This is a genomic window from Enterobacter pseudoroggenkampii (genome assembly GCF_026420145.1).
GTDB lineage: Bacteria > Pseudomonadota > Gammaproteobacteria > Enterobacterales > Enterobacteriaceae > Enterobacter > Enterobacter pseudoroggenkampii.
Window position 1 is genome coordinate 88498 of sequence record NZ_JAPMLV010000001.1, and the last position, 16794, is coordinate 105291.

The 16794-nt window shown below is 59.3% G+C and carries 10 protein-coding genes; 8 read left to right on the forward strand and 2 right to left on the reverse strand.

Features of this window, described 5'->3' with window-relative positions; all coding sequences use genetic code 11:
- The first annotated feature begins 29 nt into the window (after window positions 1–29).
- Window positions 30–935 (forward strand): fructokinase, encoded by a 906-nt coding sequence (gene mak, locus OTG14_RS00450; protein WP_148768940.1) that lies wholly within the window; start codon window positions 30–32, stop codon window positions 933–935.
- Between the two features lie 66 nt (window positions 936–1001).
- On the opposite strand, the gene sbcC is transcribed toward mak, so the two are convergent.
- Window positions 1002–4133, reverse strand: coding sequence for an exonuclease subunit SbcC (gene sbcC, locus OTG14_RS00455; RefSeq protein WP_267214439.1), 3132 nt, complete (start codon window positions 4131–4133; stop codon window positions 1002–1004).
- A complete protein-coding gene (sbcD, locus tag OTG14_RS00460) occupies window positions 4130–5335 on the reverse strand; it encodes an exonuclease subunit SbcD (RefSeq protein WP_248272983.1) in 1206 nt (401 codons plus the stop codon). The genes sbcC and sbcD overlap by 4 nt, the downstream gene beginning before the upstream one ends.
- Before the next feature lie 187 nt (window positions 5336–5522).
- Here sbcD and phoB point away from each other — a divergent pair, with 187 nt between their 5' ends.
- The 7 genes from phoB (at window position 5523) to OTG14_RS00495 (ending at window position 16773) form a co-directional block, all read left to right on the forward strand.
- Window positions 5523–6212: a phosphate response regulator transcription factor PhoB gene (gene phoB, locus OTG14_RS00465; protein ID WP_008503265.1), complete on the forward strand. Its 690-nt coding sequence runs from the start codon at window positions 5523–5525 to the stop codon at window positions 6210–6212.
- A gap of 21 nt (window positions 6213–6233) precedes the next feature.
- Window positions 6234–7529, forward strand: coding sequence for a phosphate regulon sensor histidine kinase PhoR (gene phoR / locus OTG14_RS00470; RefSeq protein ID WP_023310544.1), 1296 nt, complete (start codon window positions 6234–6236; stop codon window positions 7527–7529).
- A gap of 409 nt (window positions 7530–7938) precedes the next feature.
- A complete protein-coding gene (brnQ, locus tag OTG14_RS00475; protein WP_024906795.1) occupies window positions 7939–9258 on the forward strand; it encodes a branched-chain amino acid transporter carrier protein BrnQ in 1320 nt (439 codons plus the stop codon).
- An 81-nt stretch (window positions 9259–9339) separates the two neighbouring features.
- Window positions 9340–10713: a proline-specific permease ProY gene (gene proY, locus OTG14_RS00480; protein ID WP_029739758.1), complete on the forward strand. Its 1374-nt coding sequence runs from the start codon at window positions 9340–9342 to the stop codon at window positions 10711–10713.
- Between the two features lie 162 nt (window positions 10714–10875).
- Window positions 10876–12693, forward strand: a complete 1818-nt coding sequence (malZ, locus tag OTG14_RS00485; protein WP_157188676.1) for a maltodextrin glucosidase — start codon at window positions 10876–10878, stop codon at window positions 12691–12693.
- An 88-nt stretch (window positions 12694–12781) separates the two neighbouring features.
- Complete coding sequence (locus OTG14_RS00490; protein ID WP_157188677.1) at window positions 12782–15391, forward strand: DUF2339 domain-containing protein; 2610 nt, start codon at window positions 12782–12784, stop codon at window positions 15389–15391.
- Entirely contained in the window at window positions 15388–16773 is a 1386-nt protein-coding gene (locus tag OTG14_RS00495) for a DUF3999 domain-containing protein (protein ID WP_267214440.1), read from the forward strand. The genes OTG14_RS00490 and OTG14_RS00495 overlap by 4 nt, the downstream gene beginning before the upstream one ends.
- The last annotated feature ends 21 nt before the right edge of the window (window positions 16774–16794 follow it).

Genomic DNA, 16794 nt, shown 5'->3' on the forward strand with positions numbered 1-16794 from the left:
TTGATAATCAAAATAATGAGGAGAGTCTTGTGCGTATTGGGATCGATTTGGGCGGCACCAAAACAGAAGTTATCGCACTGAGCGAGCAGGGGGAGCAGCTGTTTCGCCATCGTCTGCCGACGCCGCGCGATGATTATCACCAGACTATCGAGACGATTGCCAGGCTGGTTGAGATGGCAGAGCAGGCGACTGGGCAAACCGGCAGCGTCGGGATGGGGATCCCAGGGTCGATCTCGCCGTATACCGGCGTGGTTAAAAATGCTAACTCCACCTGGCTCAACGGCCAGCCGTTTGATAAAGATTTAAGCGCGCGTCTGAACCGGGACGTGCGTCTGGCCAACGATGCCAACTGCCTGGCGGTCTCTGAGGCCATCGACGGCGCGGCAGCGGGTGCCCAGACCGTGTTTGCCGTTATTATCGGCACCGGCTGCGGCGCGGGGGTGGCGTTCGGGGGGCGCGCCCATATCGGCGGCAACGGCACGGCGGGCGAGTGGGGACACAACCCGCTACCGTGGATGGATGAAGACGAGCTTAAATACCGCGCTGAAGTTCCGTGCTACTGCGGAAAACAGGGCTGTATCGAGACGTTTATCTCCGGCACCGGGTTTGCGACCGACTACCGCCGTCTGAGCGGCCAGCCGCTCAAGGGCAACGAAATCATGCGTCTGGTCGAAGAACAGGATCCTGTCGCCGAACTGGCGCTTAGCCGCTACGAAATGCGGCTGGCGAAATCGCTGGCTCACGTGGTGAATATTCTCGATCCTGACGTGATAGTGCTGGGTGGCGGCATGAGCAACGTCGATCGGCTGTACGCCACGGTGCCGAACCTGGTGAAACAGTGGGTCTTCGGCGGTGAATGCGAAACCCCGATCCGCAAAGCGCTGCACGGGGACTCCAGCGGCGTGCGCGGCGCGGCGTGGTTATGGCCAGAATAAACGTTTATTCCCTCTCCCTGTGGGAGAGGGTTAGGGTGAGGGCATCAGACCGCACGATCACCCCATTCATTCCACCGCAAACACCTTATCCAGCCTGCTATACCCCAGGCCGTTGATCTTCTTCACCTTAATCTGCACCGGAATGCGCTCTTTCATCGCCTCAACGTGGCTGATCACGCCGATGGTTTTCCCGGTGGCGTTCAGCGCGTCGAGCGCATCCAGCGCGGTATCCAGCGTTTCACTGTCGAGCGTGCCGAACCCTTCATCCAGGAACAGGGAATCGATCCGCGTCTTATGACTCACCAGATCGGAAAGGGCCAGCGCCAGCGCCAGGCTGACCAGGAAGCTTTCACCGCCCGAGAGCGTACGGGTATCGCGAACCGCATCCGCCTGCCAGGTATCGACCACTTCCAGCTCCAGCGCGTCACTGGCCTTACGCTGCAGCAGATAACGCCCGTGCAGACGGTTAAGCTGCTGGTTTGCGAGCCAGACAAGATTGTCCAGCGTCAGTCCCTGGGCGAACTTACGGAACTTGTCGCCGGTGCTGGAGCCGATCAGCGCGTTCAGGTACCCCCAGTCGTCCGCCTGGCGCGCGGCCTCTTCAATTTGCTGCATCAACGCCAACTGGTGCTGACGGTTATCGCTGTCCTGCTTAAGCTGCTGACGGATCTCGCCCTGATGCGTGGTGTTCTCGCGCAGCCGCTGCGCCAGCTGCTGCAGCTGGCTTTGCAGCGTGGGGGCATCGGCGTCGAGCCCTTCCGGCCGCAGCGCCAGATGAGCCTGCAGCTGCTGGTTAGCCTGGCCGGAAAGGGCCGCGGCCTGCTGTATCTGGTTTTCCAGCGACTGTTTCAGCTGTTCAAGGTGGCGAATAGCGTCGTCATCCAACAGCGCGGCAAGGAACGCGTCCCGATCGGCAAAGCAGCTTGCCGAGAGCGCCGCGGTGAACTGCGTCTGCGACTGTTGCAGACGCTCTTGCTCCAGCGTCTCCTGCTGCTGTTGCGCGGTCAGCTGGCTCTGTAGCGACACGCACTCGTCGTGGATGTCGCGCCAGTTGTCAGGAATAACCGGTTCGGCGTCTGCGCTGTTCGTTGCCGGAAGCGCGTCGAGCAGCGGCTTCAGGGCGTTTATGCGTTCCTGAAGCACGCCGTGCTGCGTTTGCTTCTCCTGCCACTGCGAGAATTCCGCTTCGCGGGCGTGCAGCCAGGCGGCTTCATTACCGTCTTCAGGTACGTTGAGTGATAGCGAGAGCAGGGCGTGTTCCAGCGCCTGTCGCGCGGCCGTCAGCTGCTGCTGATACTGTCGCTCCTGCGCTTCCTGCTCGTTCAACTGGTTTTGCAGGGTCAGACGTTGGCTGAGCTGATAAAGCTGGCGCTCGTACTGTTCCTGCTCGTTCAGCCATGGCGCGATATCGTCCTGAATATTCAACGCTATATTCAGGGAAGCACAGGCCTCGATCCACTCTTTAGTGAGTGCTTGCTCTTCCTGAGAGAGCGTCTGAACTTCGTCTGTCTCGCGCTGGATCTGCTGAGTCAGGGCATTAACCTGTCCCAGCACCAGCAGGCCTTCCTCTTTAAGCGCGGCGACCTCTTTTTCCAGGGCATCACGGCGGCGCTGGTTATCCGTCAGCTCAAGCGACTGGTATTGCTCAACGGCGGGATGCTCGCTGGAGCCGCACAGCGGACAGGGTTTGCCGGCCTCAAGCCGGGCACGATAGCTTTCCAGGTCTTTAATCGTCGCTTCGCGTTCGCACAGGGCCTTCAGGTCCAGATAGTGCTGGTGTTTCTCTTTGTACTGCTGGCGGCGCAGCGTCAGCGTTTCATTGAGTTTATTTTGTTCGGCCTGCGCCTTCTGCACGCTTTCACCGCTCTGGCGCAGGCGCTTTTGCAGCGGCTGATAGCGGGCATGCAGCGACGTTAGCCGCTGGCGCAGCGTGCGTGACCGGGACTGCTGCTCCATGGCCGCGCTGACCTCATCCGCCGTCAGGGTCAGCGCATTTTCCGGCATCTCAGCCAGCCTGTTGCGTAATTCACTCATCCGCGCAGCAAGCGAGGCTAACTGCGTTTTATCGCGGTTAAGCTGCGAGAACTGGGCGCGCCAGCCGGCAATCTCCTGTCCCAGCAGCCGATAGCGATCGTGCTCCGCCAGCCACTGCGCCAGCGCCGTCAGTTCGGTCTGAAGCTGTTCGTGGTTACGCAGGGCGGCATTGCGGATACGTGAACGCAGCGCGGTTCTGGCTTGTAAGCGAGTATTTACTTCGATAATTCGCTGCTGCGTCTGTGCCAGACGCGCGGTTTGCTCCTGCTGATGTTCCCAGAGCGGTCGAAGCTGGGCGGCGGGCAGAGCAAGCTGGAGCTTTGCCAGCTCTGGCGCAGCGTTCGTCAGCGCCTGTTGCGCCTGCTGCTGCGTCGCGGTGACGCGCTGTTGCTCGCGCACGAGCTCATCATGACGCGTAAGCCACTGAAAATCTTTCTGCTGGCTTTGCTGCTGAACCAGCAGGGTTTTCTCTTCGTCAGTAAGTGCCTGCAAACTTTGCTGTAACTGCTGCTGCTGTTCTTCGCTCAACAGAACGACGCCCGCCGCCTGCGCCTCGCACTTTTCAAGCACGCTGCGGGCGGCTTTATGTTTTTCAAACACCATGGCGGAAATCTGGCCGTAGATCTCGGTGCCGGTCAGCTCTTCCAGCAGCTCGGCACGATCGCTCGGTTTGGCATTAAGGAAGGCGGCAAACTGCCCCTGTGACAGCAGCATCGAGCGGGTAAAGCGCCCGTAGTCCAGCCCGGTAAGCGCGGCGGTTTGCTCCAGCTTATCCGACACTTTGTCGGCCAGGATTTTGCCATCTTCACAGCGCGCCAGCTCCACGCGCGGTGCCTGCAGGTTCCCGTCCGGCTGGTTGCGCGCCCGGTTCTGGCTCCAGAAGGCGCGATAGGCGGTGCCTTTTACCTCGAACTCCACTTCTGCCAGGCATTCGGCGGTGTCGCGCGTCATCAGATCATTTTGCGCCTGAGAGACCTTCTGCAGTCGCGGCGTTTCGTGATAAAGCGCCAGACAGATGGCGTCGAGCAGGGTAGTTTTTCCTGCCCCGGTCGCGCCGGTGATGGCAAACAGCCCGTTGCTGGCAAACGGCTCCTCGGTAAAGTCAATTTTCCACTCGCCCTTGAGTGAGTTGAGATTTTTCAGGCGCAGGCTCAAAATTTTCATGCGTTTTCTTCCTCATCATTGAGCGCATGCAGGGTACGGCTGAACAGTTCGCTGAGTCTTGCGCGCTTCGCGTCGTCAATCTCTTCCTGCGAGAGCCTGCGTTCAAACACCTCTTCAACCCGCAGTTCACTGAGCGTTTCACGTTGAGCGCTTAACAGAATTTTCTCGCGCTGCTCGCGGCTGCGGCGGACCAGTAAGACTTCGACGGGCAAATCCTCCGTCAGCGCCTGAATTTTGCGCTGCATATCGTGCAGGTAGTCATCGGTGGTGATTTCGATATCCAGCCAGACGGGGGGATCTTGTTCGACACCGCGCCACTGTTCCAGCTGGGCGGTGATGGCATCGAGATCGCCTTTCAGCACCGCCAGCGGCTGGGTGACCGGTACTTCCAGCGTCTCGACGGCGCGGAGTTTTCCCTCGCTGAAGCTCACCAGATGCACGGATTTGGCTTTCCCTGTTTCGTCAAAGCTGAGCGAAATAGGGGAGCCGCAGTAGCGGATGTGCTCGCTGCCGCCAATAACCTGCGCGCGGTGAATGTGTCCGAGCGCAATGTAGTCGGCTGGCGGGAAGTTCTGCGCCGGAAAGGCATCCAGCGTACCGATATAGATGTCACGCACGGCGTCACTTTTACTGGCCCCGACGGTGGTGAGATGCCCGGTTGCAATCACCGGAATAGGCTGTTCACCCCGCAGGGCACAGGCTTCGGCGTGCTGCTGGCGGTAATAGTCGGTGATGGCCTGTAACAGATGTTGCTGCTTTTCTGCACCCGACAGCCCTGCCTGGCTTTGCACGATGTCCCGCGGACGTAAAAACGGTATCGGACACAGCACAGCCCCCGGCGAGCCGTCGCGTTTATTCAGGATCTGCGGGGCGTGCCCGGCGCTGGCGACCACGGTGGTATTGAGAAATGCCAGGATATCGCGGGATTCATTGAGCGTGGCGACGGAATCATGGTTGCCGGCGACAATCACCAGGTGACAGCCGGTTTGCTGCAGATTCACCACGAAGCGGTTATACAGTTCACGCGCATAGCTGGGGGGCGAGCCGGTATCAAAGATGTCACCCGCCACAATAATCGCGTCCACCTCGTGCGTCCGGGCCGTTTCCAGCAGCCAGTTCAGGAACGCTTCATGTTCAGCCGCACGGCTTTTGCTGTAAAAATTTTGACCCAGATGCCAGTCCGAGGTGTGAAGTATGCGCATAGCTGATCCGTGGCAAAAAAGAGAAAGCAGGATTATAAACGTTCAGAGAAGGGAAAATAACCGCTGTAATAAAACAACGGTTTGCCCGTTATCGTGGTACTGTTTTTCATAAATCTGTCATAAATCTGACGCATAATGGCGCCGAATTACAAACTTGTAACTTAAATAAGATAAGACAGGGCAAAGTATGGCGAGACGTATTCTGGTCGTAGAAGATGAAGCTCCAATTCGTGAAATGGTGTGCTTCGTGCTCGAGCAAAACGGTTTCCAGCCGGTTGAAGCGGAAGATTATGACAGCGCAGTGAACCAGCTGAATGAACCCTGGCCCGATCTGATTCTGCTGGACTGGATGTTGCCTGGCGGCTCCGGACTGCAGTTTATCAAACACCTGAAGCGTGAAGCGCTGACCCGCGACATCCCGGTTGTGATGCTTACGGCGCGCGGAGAAGAAGAGGATCGCGTGCGCGGTCTTGAGACCGGCGCGGACGATTACATTACCAAACCGTTCTCCCCTAAAGAGCTGGTCGCCCGCATTAAAGCCGTGATGCGCCGTATTTCGCCGATGGCGGTGGAAGAGGTGATTGAGATGCAGGGGCTGAGCCTTGATCCCACCTCACACCGCGTGATGACCGGTGAAAATCCCCTCGACATGGGGCCTACCGAATTTAAACTCCTGCACTTCTTTATGACCCACCCGGAACGCGTGTACAGCCGCGAGCAGTTGCTGAATAACGTCTGGGGAACTAACGTGTATGTCGAAGACCGGACGGTTGACGTACATATTCGCCGCCTGCGAAAAGCACTGGAACTGAGCGGCCACGATCGCATGGTGCAGACGGTCCGCGGCACGGGTTATCGTTTTTCTACCCGTTTCTGAACAATGACAGGAGTGTGACGCGTGCTGGAACGTCTGTCATGGAAAAGGCTCGTCTTTGAACTGATCTTATGCTGTATTCCGGCCTTCCTTCTTGGGGCCTTTCTTGGACACCTGCCGTGGTTTCTGCTGGCGTCGGTCACCGGGCTGCTGATCTGGCATTTCTGGAACCTGCTGCGCCTCTCCTGGTGGCTGTGGGTTGACCGAAGTATGACGCCGCCGCCGGGAAGCGGCAGCTGGGAGCCGCTGCTGTACGGTCTGCATCAGATGCAGATGCGTAATAAAAAGCGTCGCCGCGAGCTGGGAAGCCTGATTAAGCGTTTCCGCAGCGGTGCAGAGTCGCTGCCGGATGCCGTGATTCTGACAACCGAAGAAGGGACGATCTTCTGGTGTAACGGCCTGGCGCAACAGCTGCTGGGCCTGCGCTGGCCGGATGACAACGGTCAAAATATCCTCAACCTTCTGCGCTATCCCGAGTTTACGCTGTACCTGAAAAAGCGTGATTTTACCCGTCCGCACAATCTGAAGCTCAATAATGGTCGCCATCTGGAGATCCGCGTGATGCCCTACAGCGATAAGCAGTGGCTGATGGTGGCGCGCGATGTTACCCAAATGCACCAGCTGGAAGGGGCGCGTCGCAACTTCTTCGCCAACGTCAGTCACGAACTGCGAACCCCGTTGACCGTGCTGCAGGGCTACCTGGAAATGATGCAGGAGCAAACGCTGGAAGGCGCGCCGCGTGAAAAAGCGCTGCACACCATGCGCGAGCAAACGCACCGGATGGAAGGGCTGGTGAAGCAGCTGCTGACGCTCTCGAAGATTGAAGCGGCGCCAACGCTGGCACTAAATGACACCATTGATGTCCCGATGATGCTGCGGGTCGTGGAGCGTGAAGCGCAGACGTTAAGCCACAAAAAGCATCACCTGACCTTTGAGGTCGACAATACGCTGAAGGTGCTGGGCAGCGAAGATGAACTGCGTAGCGCTATTTCCAACCTGGTGTATAACGCGGTGAATCATACGCCTGAGGGGACAAATATCGTGGTGCGCTGGCACCATGCCCCAACGGGGGCGGAGTTTAGCGTGGAAGACAATGGGCCGGGGATCGCGCCGGAGCATATTCCGCGTCTGACCGAGCGCTTTTACCGTGTGGATAAAGCGCGATCCCGGCAGACGGGCGGAAGCGGCCTGGGGCTGGCAATTGTGAAACACGCGGTGAATCACCATGAAAGCCGTCTCGATATTCAGAGTACGCTGGGTAAAGGAACCCGTTTCAGTTTCGTTATTCCGGAACGATTAATTGCCAAAAAGATCGCCTGACGGCAGGCGTGTCATTTTACCTTTCCACGGGTCAGCCATCGCTGGCCCGTTTGCTTTGCAGTCAAGCGAAACGCGGATGAATTTTATACGGCTGTCTGTTTTTTGTTCGCATGATTAGCCATGGGTTTTTCTTATAAACAGCGTATTATTCTAACGTGTATTTTCATACTGGCATATTGTTCTGGTTTTGCGATCCCACCTTGCCTTTAAACGTTATAAGCGTTTAAATTGCGCCCCAGATACTGTCAGACCGACTGTATTTGCGTGGTAAATCGAAAAACTATTCTTCTCCACGCCAGGACGGGAGCATTTCCCGCTGAAATTGAGCAAATTTTCGGCTGTATCGTCCCGTCAGGGATATCGAAAATCTCAATGTTTTCAACACCACATCCACAGGCAGTAAGGTTTTATGACCCATCACTTAAAATCGCGTGACATCATCGCGCTGGGCTTTATGACATTTGCGCTGTTCGTTGGCGCAGGCAACATCATTTTCCCTCCAATGGTTGGCCTACAGGCGGGTGAACACGTCTGGACCGCCGCGTTTGGTTTCCTGATTACTGCCGTGGGTCTGCCGGTTCTCACCGTCGTCGCGCTGGCGAAAGTCGGTGGCGGTGTGGATAGCCTTAGCACCCCGATTGGTAAAGTGGCGGGCGTTCTGCTGGCAACCGTCTGCTATCTGGCCGTTGGCCCGCTGTTTGCGACCCCGCGTACGGCCACCGTTTCCTTCGAAGTGGGTATTGCTCCTCTGACCGGTGACGGCGCGATGCCGCTGTTTATCTACAGCCTGATCTACTTCGCGATCGTGATTCTGGTTTCCCTCTATCCGGGCAAACTGCTGGATACCGTGGGTAACTTCCTGGCTCCGCTGAAAATTGTGGCGCTGATTGTTCTGGCGGTAGCGGCCATCGTCTGGCCAGCGGGCCCGATTAGCGATGCGATGGACGCCTATAAAAACGCCGCGTTCTCTAACGGCTTTGTGAACGGCTACCTGACGATGGATACGCTGGGCGCCATGGTGTTTGGTATCGTTATCGTTAACGCCGCGCGTTCCCGCGGTGTGACCGAAGCGCGCCTGCTGACCCGCTATACCATCTGGGCTGGCCTGATGGCCGGTGTGGGTCTGACGCTGCTGTATCTGGCGCTGTTCCGTCTGGGCTCCGACAGCGCCATGCTGGTCGATCAGAACGCCAACGGTGCGGCTATCCTGCACGCCTACGTTCAGCACACCTTCGGCGGTGCGGGCAGTATGCTGCTGGCGGCACTCATCTTCCTGGCCTGTCTGGTCACCGCGGTTGGCCTGACCTGCGCCTGCGCAGAGTTCTTTGCACAGTATCTGCCGCTCTCTTACCGCACCCTGGTGTTTATCCTCGGCATCTTCTCTATGGCGGTGTCAAACCTCGGTCTGAGCCACCTGATTCAGGTCTCTATTCCGGTGCTGACGGCGATTTATCCGCCGTGCATCGTGCTGGTGGTGTTGAGCTTTACTCGCCCGTGGTGGAACAACTCTTCACGAATTATTGCGCCAGCCATGTTTATCAGCCTGATTTTTGGTATCCTTGACGGGATTAAAGCATCAGCTTTCGCGCACATACTGCCGGCATGGACACAGCGTCTGCCGCTGTCCGAGCAGGGTCTGGCCTGGCTGATGCCTACCGTTGTTGCACTGGTTCTGGCCATTATCTGGGACCGTGCTGCAGGGCGTCAGGTCGCATCGAACGCCCATTGATCAACGGCAACAAACTGTTTAACCACGGGGCTTAAGGCCCCGTGGTTTTTTGTTTTTTTCGTGTTGAATGGCAAGATTTAAATGGAAAGCACTAACAAACTTAAACGTGGATTGAGCACGCGCCACATCCGCTTTATGGCGCTGGGCTCTGCTATCGGCACCGGTCTTTTTTATGGCTCGGCAGATGCCATCAAAATGGCCGGTCCCAGCGTGCTGCTGGCGTACATCATCGGCGGCGTGGCGGCGTATATCATCATGCGCGCCCTCGGCGAAATGTCGGTTCACAACCCGTCTGCCAGCTCATTCTCCCGCTACGCGCAGGAAAACCTCGGCCCGCTGGCCGGGTTTATCACCGGCTGGACCTACTGCTTTGAAATCCTGATCGTGGCGATTGCCGACGTGACGGCGTTTGGCATCTATATGGGCGTCTGGTTCCCGGCGGTGCCGCACTGGATATGGGTGCTGAGCGTGGTGCTGATCATTTGCGCCGTCAACCTGATGAGCGTGAAGGTGTTCGGCGAGCTGGAGTTCTGGTTCTCCTTCTTCAAGGTCGCCACCATCATCATCATGATTGTGGCCGGTTTTGGCATCATCATCTGGGGAATCGGCAACGGCGGGCAGCCGACTGGCATCCATAACCTCTGGAGCAACGGTGGCTTCTTCAGCAACGGCTGGCTCGGCATGGTCATGTCGCTCCAGATGGTCATGTTCGCCTACGGCGGTATCGAGATTATCGGTATTACCGCCGGGGAAGCGAAAGACCCGGAGAAGTCCATTCCGCGCGCCATCAACTCGGTGCCGATGCGTATTCTGGTGTTCTATGTAGGTACGCTGTTCGTGATCATGTCCATCTACCCGTGGAACCAGGTGGGCACCAATGGTAGCCCGTTTGTTCTGACCTTCCAGCACATGGGGATTGCGTTTGCCGCCAGCATTCTGAACTTTGTGGTGCTGACCGCGTCGCTCTCCGCGATCAACAGTGACGTCTTTGGCGTGGGCCGTATGCTGCACGGCATGGCGGAGCAGGGCAGTGCGCCGAAGGTGTTCGCCAAAACCTCACGCCGCGGCACGCCGTGGGTGACCGTTGTAGTGATGACCGTGGCGCTGCTGTTCTCGGTTTACCTGAACTACATCATGCCGGAGAACGTCTTCCTGGTGATTGCATCGCTGGCGACCTTCGCGACGGTGTGGGTGTGGATCATGATCCTGCTGTCGCAGATTGCCTTCCGCCGTCGCCTGTCGCCGGATGAGGCGAAAGCGCTGAAGTTCAAAGTACCGGGCGGCGTTGCGACGACCGTCGTCGGGCTGATCTTCCTGGTGTTTATCATTGCCCTGATTGGCTACCATCCGGATACCCGCATTTCCCTGTACGTGGGCTGCGCGTGGATCGTCCTGCTGCTGGTGGGCTGGGTGTTTAAATGCCGCCGCGACCGTCAGTTGGCAGAAGCGCAGTAATCTTTTTTCTCCCTCTCCCTGTGGGAGAGGGTTGGGGTGAGGGCATCAGGCCGCACTGATGCCTCCTCCTCCTTTCTCCTCCCCCAATAATCCCGATCGTGATGAGCTATCCTTAACCACCCTGTGGCAAGGTGACGTCAATTTCATCAAAGGGGATTCGTGATGTTAAACGCCTGGCACCTTCCGGTTGCCCCATTTGTTAAGCAAAACAAAGACAACCTTGTGATTACGCTCTGGCTGGCGGGTGAAAATCAGCCTGAACGCGTGACGCTCCGCGCCGAAATCGATAACGAAGAGACCGGGCTGAAAATGCACAAGCTGCGCAGCCAGCCGCAGCCGGGGATCACCGCCTGGCGGGCGAATATCGACCTGCGTAGCGGACAGCCGCGCCGCCGCTACAGCTTTAAGCTTTTGTGGAACAACCGCCAGCTGTGGTTTACCCCGCAGGGGTTTAGCCGTTTCCCGCCCGCACGGCTGGAGCAGTTTGCGGTGGATTATCCGGATAACGGCCCGCAGTGGGTTAACGACCAGGTCTTTTACCAGATTTTCCCGGACCGTTTTGCGCGCAGCGAAAAACGCACTGCCGACCAGGATAAGGTCTATCACCATCATGCGGCGGGCCATGACATTATCCTAAAAGCGTGGGACGAGCCATTAACCGCGCAGGCGGGCGGATCGACGTTTTACGGCGGCGATCTCGACGGTATCAGCGAAAAGCTGCCGTACCTGAAAAAACTGGGCGTGACGGCGCTGTATCTCAACCCGGTGTTTAAGGCCCCGAGCGTACACAAATACGATACCGAAGATTATCGCCACGTTGACGCGCAGTTTGGCGGTGACGAGGCGCTGCTGCGCCTGCGGAAGAACACCCAAAACGAAGGCATGCGCCTCATTCTTGACGGCGTGTTCAACCACAGCGGAGATTCGCACGCCTGGTTTGACCGTCATAATCAGTCGATGGGCGGGGCATGTCATAACCCGGATTCGCCGCAGCGCGACTGGTACAGCTTTAACGAGGAGGGCCGTGCGCTGGACTGGCTGGGCTACCCGAGCCTCCCGAAGCTGGATTTCCAGTCGCCAACGCTTGTGAACGAGATTTACGGCGGGGAAGACAGCATCGTGCGTCACTGGCTGAAGGCGCCGTGGAATATGGACGGCTGGCGCCTGGACGTGGTGCATATGCTCGGCGAAGCGGGCGGGGCGCGGAATAACCTTCAGCACGTCGCCGGGATTACGCGCTCGGCAAAAGTAGCCCAGCCGGAGGCGTTCGTCTTTGGCGAGCACTTTGGCGACGCGCGCCAGTGGCTGCAGAACGATGCGGAAGATGCGGCGATGAACTATCGCGGCTTTACCTTCCCGCTGTGGGGATTCCTCGCCAACACCGATATCTCCTACGATCCGAATCATATCGACGCTGAAATCTGCATGGCATGGATGGAGAACTACCGCGCCGGCCTGTCGCATCAGCAGCAACTGCGGATGTTTAACCAGCTCGATAGCCACGATACCGCGCGCTTTAAATCCCTGCTCGGTAAGGATGTCGCGCGTCTGCCGCTGGCGGTGACCTGGCTCTTCACCTGGCCGGGCGTACCGTGCATCTACTACGGAGACGAGGTGGGGCTGGACGGCAACAACGATCCGTTCTGTCGCAAAACCTTCCCGTGGGCGCCAGCGAAACAGGACAAGGTGCTGTTCAGCCTGTATCAGCGCCTGGCGAAGCTGCGTAAGCAGAGTCTCGCCCTGCGCTACGGCGGCTGTCAGGTGGTGTACGCCCACGATAACGTGGTGGTGTTTGCTCGCGTCTATAACCAGCAGCGCGTGCTGGTGGCGATCAACCGGGGCGAGGCCTGCGAAGTGGTGCTGGATGATTCACCGCTGCTGAAGGTGGTTGCGTGGAAGAGCAAAGAGGGCAAGGCGACGATACAGGACGGCGTGCTGGCGCTGCCTGCGGTATCCGCGACGATCTGGTTCGGCAGCTAAGACCTGCTAATGTTTCCACCTTTTAAGATGGCGCAAATGCAACTATTTGTGTCAATCTTAACGGATCGTTTACGGTGAAGGTGGAAACATGGACGAGCTTTACATCCTTGGCTGTTTGTTCCTGGTATTTGCGCTGGTGGTGGCACCCGTGCTTGCGGTTATAGGCTTTAATCGAAGTACGGCGGCGCGACAGGAGATTGCCCGGCTGCGCCAGCGCATTGAGGCGCTTGAGCAGCGCGGCGTGCCTGAGGACGCGCCGGAGCCGGTGCAGACCACGGCGCCGTCGCCTGTGACCGCGCCGGTGGTTGAGGACGCTCCCGCGCCTGTCGACCCCTGGCGCCCCGATACTCCCGCTGCCGTGGCAGAACCGGCCCCGGCGCCTGCGGCAAAACAGCCTTCTGCTTTTGGCGGCATCCTGACGTCGCTGGTGCGCTGGTTCATGCAGGGTAACCCGCTGGCGAAGCTTGGGATCCTGCTGCTTTTCCTTGGTCTTTCATTCCTGCTGCGCTATACCGTGGAACATTCCCTGTTCCCGCTTGAGCTGCGCCTCGTGGCAACGGCGCTGTTTGCCATCGTTCTGCTGGCGGTCGGGTGGCGGCTGCGGCACAGGCAGCGCGTCTATGCGCTAATCCTCCAGGGCGGGGCGACCGGCGTGCTCTACCTCACGGTGTTTGGCGCCTTCCGTCTCTGGCAAATGCTGCCGATGACGCTGGCCTTTGCGCTTCTGGTGGTGATTTGCGCGGCGAGCGTCGGGCTGGCGGTGCTGCAGAAGGCACTGAGCCTTGCCATGCTGGCGAGCCTCGGCGGCTATCTTGCGCCGCTGCTCTTGTCTACCGGGGGCGGTAGCTTTGTGGCGCTGTTCTCTTTCTATCTCCTGCTTTCCATCGGCATTCTCGCGATCAGCATCTGGCAGCACTGGCGCGAGCTGAACCTGCTCGGGCTGCTGTTTACGTTCGGCGTGGGCGGCCTGTGGGGGCTGAGTGACTACCAGCCTGAAGACTATTGGATCTGCCAGCTGTTCCTGATTGCCAATACGCTGATATTCGGCGTCCTGAGCGTGGCGCTGTCGCTGCGGGCGCAGGAGAAAGGGAAGCAGATTATTGACGGCGTGCTGCTGTTTGCCCCGCCGCTGATCGGTTTTGGGATGCAGTACGGCATGACCCGGCACTGGGAATATGGCCCGGCCCTGAGTGCGCTGGGATACGGCGCATTTTATCTTACCCTCGCGTTCCTTGCGCTGCGGCGCTATCCCTCCCTCGGACGACCGCTGGTCATGGCGGCGCTGGCTATCGGCGGCGGGTTCGCGACGCTCGCCATTCCGCTGGCGCTGTCAGCGCGCTGGACGGCGATGGCCTGGGCGCTGGAAGGGCTGGGTATCCTCTGGCTGGGCGTGCAGCAGCACCAGCGTCGCATGAGCTATAGCGGGACGGCGCTGCTGGTGCTGGCGCTCGGCAGCGCGCTGTGGGCACAAACGAACGGCGTTACGTCGCTGAGTCTGCTCCTTATCTTCGCCATCCTCAGCCTTTGCTGGTTGGCGGCTGGCTGGCTTTGGCGGACTCTCTTCCTGCCGGTCAGCTGGGCGCTGCTGGCTGGCGGGCTGCTGTTCTGGCTCGTGGCGCTATTGGGCGCATCGCGGCTGGCATTGACGCAGGAATTACCGATTCTGGCGGGCGTGCTGGCGCTGACGGCGGCGTCGGTCTGGGGCTGGCGGCAGGTGGCTGCTCGTCTGGCGTGGCGAGAGCTGGACGCCAGCAAATGGCTGCTGTGGCCGGTTATGCTGCTGATGGTGGGTTATCAGCTCTGGCACCAGCAGATCGTTTCCGCTGGCTGGTCAAACCTGGCCTGGTGCGTTGCGCTTCCTGCCGCGCTAATGCTGCTGCGGCGCGACGGTGAAAGACTCCTGCCGCGCATCGCGATGGCGCTGCATCTGTCGCTGTTCTGGATGATTTTACTGGCGCTGGCCGCCGAGCTTTACTGGTTTGCCCGGTCTCTGCCGTGGGGCATGGCGGCCTGGGGCAGCGGACTGGCGATGGCCGCAGGCGGCGGGGTGATTATGGCGCTCTCTGCTGCGGTACGGCGTCGCGTGTGGCCGTTCCGGGAGTGGCCTGCGCTCTACGCCTGCCTGGCACCGATTCCTGTAGTCGTGGCGCTGCTGGTATTGCTGGTGGTGACCAATTTCCAGGACGGCGTGGTCTATCGTCAGACCTGGCTGCCGCTGGTGAACCCGCTTGAGGAAGGCGCGGCGTTCGCGTTGCTGGGGCTGGTCGTCTTTTATCGGGCGGTGGATCGCTACTACCCGGCGTGGCTTGCGCAAGCGCGCCCGTGGCCTGCCGTCGCGCTCATGGCGTTTGGCTTCTGGTGGCTTAACGGTGCGCTGATGCGCGCCCTGGCCTGGTACGGCGACGTGGCCTGGAATATGGCATCGCTGTGGGATTCGCGGCTTATCCAGACCAGCTTTGCCCTGTTCTGGATGCTGAGCGCGCTGGTGGTCATGATCCATGCCACCCGTCGGGCTTCCCGGCAGGAGTGGCTCTGCGGTGCCGCGTTGCTGGGTGTGGTAATGGTTAAACTGATGCTGGTGGACAGCGCGGGCGGAGGCGGTTTGTCGCGCGCGGTAGCGTTTATCGGCGTGGCGATACTGGTTCTGATTGTGGGATATTTCTCACCGCTACCGCCCAAAACAGGAGATGAAAAATGAAATGGATGAAAGCGGTAGCGTGTACCGCGCTGCTGGCGCTTTCCGGCCCGGCGTTCTGCGACGAGGGACAAACGGAATCGCCCCGGGACTATGCTTTTGGTCTTTCACTTGATACGTCTGTTCCTTCCCAGTGGTATCGGGTGATGCTGCCGCTCGCCGTCTATGAGCAAAGCACGTCGCCAGATCTGCATGATGTCCGCGTCTTTAACCAGTCGGGCGAGCCGGTTCCCTTCAGCCTGGTCAGCGCGACGCGTCCGCAGGCGTCAGTGCAATCCACGGCGCTGCGCCTCTTCCCGCTGGATGCCTCGCCGCTTGCGGCTTCGCAAGGATCCGGTGATAGCGATAAGATCCTGCTCCGCTCCGGAAACGGCGTTGAGATTGTGCTGGAGGGGCAAAAAGCCGCCGCAGCCGGGCAACATTATCTGCTGACCCTGCCGGAGCAGGCTACGGGGGAGATGGCCATATCCCAGCTGCAGCTGCTCTGGAATTCTCCTCAGACGCCGTGGCAGGGAACGGCGTCGGTCTATTACAGCGAGGATCTTAAGCGCTGGTATACCCTGCGCGAGGATATGCCATTGCTTGACGCCGTCAGCGGCCAGGATCGTCTTAAGCTCGATCGGATCGATACCGATACGGTTTTATCTCCCGATGCGAATCGCTATCTCATGGTGGTGCTGAACGCGCAGAGCCAGGGGATAACCTTGACCGGCGTTAACGCAATCATCGCACCTGCCCAGGCGACCCCGGAAGCGGTCGAGCTTGAGGGGGAAGGGGAGCAGCTATCGACAAGCGCAGCGCAGTGGCGCTGGGCGCGCCCGCAGCCGCTGAGTGCTGTCAGCATCTCGCTGAATGGCGATGGCGTCCTTCCCGTGGAGATAGCGTGGCGCAGTACGGAAAAAGACGCATGGCACCCCCTGAAAAAAGAGGTCCTTTACCGTCTTGAGGGAAAAACGTCGCCACCGGTTTCGCTTAACGGGGGCCTGGTGCAGGCAGTGAAAATCACGACGCTGAATGCGCGTCTGCCAGAATACCTGCCGAACGTCACGGGACATCGTGACCGCTACGATCTGGTGTTTAACGCCCAGGGGAAAGCGCCGTATGTGCTCGCCTGGGGCAACGGTGCCGCAAAGCCTGCCAGCGTGGAGCCCGGCATGCTGATCCCAGCCGACCTGCGCAAGACCTATGCTATGGCGAACCTGCCGCAGGCCGACATTGTGGATGACGTTGCGTTAGGCGGCGAGGGGCGTCTGACCGCCACCTCTGCGGTCGATCGGGCGAGCTGGATGAACGCCCTGCTGGTGTGGGGCGTGCTGATTGCGGGCGTGCTTCTGCTGGCGGGAATGGCCTGGCGCATCTGGCGTGAAACGCAGCGTAAGGCATAAAAAAAGGCCCGCATAAGCGGG

Excerpts from the sequence above, each read along its gene's own strand:
- brnQ (WP_024906795.1), top strand. The coding sequence starts at position 7,939 with ATGACCCATCACTTAAAATCGCGTGACATCATCGCGCTGGGCTTTATG.
- proY (WP_029739758.1), top strand. The coding sequence starts at position 9,340 with ATGGAAAGCACTAACAAACTTAAACGTGGATTGAGCACGCGCCACATC.
- OTG14_RS00495 (WP_267214440.1), top strand. The coding sequence starts at position 15,388 with ATGAAATGGATGAAAGCGGTAGCGTGTACCGCGCTGCTGGCGCTTTCC.
- malZ (WP_157188676.1), top strand. The coding sequence starts at position 10,876 with ATGTTAAACGCCTGGCACCTTCCGGTTGCCCCATTTGTTAAGCAAAAC.
- sbcC (WP_267214439.1), bottom strand. The coding sequence starts at position 4,133 with ATGAAAATTTTGAGCCTGCGCCTGAAAAATCTCAACTCACTCAAGGGC.
- sbcD (WP_248272983.1), bottom strand. The coding sequence starts at position 5,335 with ATGCGCATACTTCACACCTCGGACTGGCATCTGGGTCAAAATTTTTAC.
- OTG14_RS00490 (WP_157188677.1), top strand. The coding sequence starts at position 12,782 with ATGGACGAGCTTTACATCCTTGGCTGTTTGTTCCTGGTATTTGCGCTG.
- phoB (WP_008503265.1), top strand. The coding sequence starts at position 5,523 with ATGGCGAGACGTATTCTGGTCGTAGAAGATGAAGCTCCAATTCGTGAA.